This is a genomic window from Ruegeria atlantica (assembly GCF_947495585.1).
Classification (GTDB): Bacteria; Pseudomonadota; Alphaproteobacteria; order Rhodobacterales; family Rhodobacteraceae; genus Ruegeria; species Ruegeria atlantica_G.
Window position 1 is genome coordinate 1 of record NZ_CANLZK010000044.1, and the last position, 848, is coordinate 848.

Annotated in this window: 1 protein-coding gene; it reads left to right on the forward strand. The window is 58.7% G+C overall.

Features of this window, described 5'->3' with window-relative positions:
* Positions 1 to 848 (forward strand): elongation factor Tu (gene tuf, locus QMP16_RS23495; RefSeq protein ID WP_282154383.1); only part of this gene is annotated, 848 nt, incomplete at both ends.

An 848-nucleotide genomic window follows, 5' to 3' on the forward strand; every position in this document is an offset into this window, starting at 1 on the left:
ATGGCAAAGGAAAAGTTTGAGCGTAATAAGCCGCACGTCAACATCGGCACGATTGGCCACGTTGACCACGGCAAGACCACGCTGACCGCAGCAATCACCAAGTATTTCGGTGACTTCAAAGCGTATGACCAGATTGACGGCGCGCCTGAAGAAAAAGCACGTGGCATCACCATCTCGACCGCCCACGTGGAATACGAGACCGACACGCGTCACTATGCGCACGTCGACTGCCCCGGCCACGCCGACTACGTCAAGAACATGATCACCGGTGCCGCTCAGATGGACGGCGCGATCCTGGTTGTGAACGCTGCTGACGGCCCGATGCCGCAGACCCGCGAGCACATCCTGCTGGGCCGCCAGGTTGGCATCCCGACCATGGTCGTGTTCATGAACAAAGTGGATCAGGTTGACGACGAAGAACTGCTGGAACTGGTGGAAATGGAAATCCGCGAGCTGCTGTCTTCGTATGACTACCCCGGCGACGACATTCCTGTCATCGCAGGTTCGGCTCTGGCCGCGATGGAAGGCAACAAGCCGGAAATCGGCGAAGAATCGATCCGCAAGCTGATGGCTGCCGTGGACGAGTACATCCCGACACCTGAGCGCGCTGTTGACCAGCCGTTCCTGATGCCGGTCGAAGACGTGTTCTCGATCTCGGGTCGTGGTACCGTTGTGACCGGCCGTGTTGAGCGTGGCGTGATCAACGTTGGCGACGAGATCGAAATCGTCGGCATCCGTGACACTCAGAAAACCACCTGTACTGGTGTTGAAATGTTCCGCAAGCTGCTGGATCGTGGTGAAGCGGGCGACAACATCGGCGCCCTGCTGCGCGGCATCGACCGTGAAGG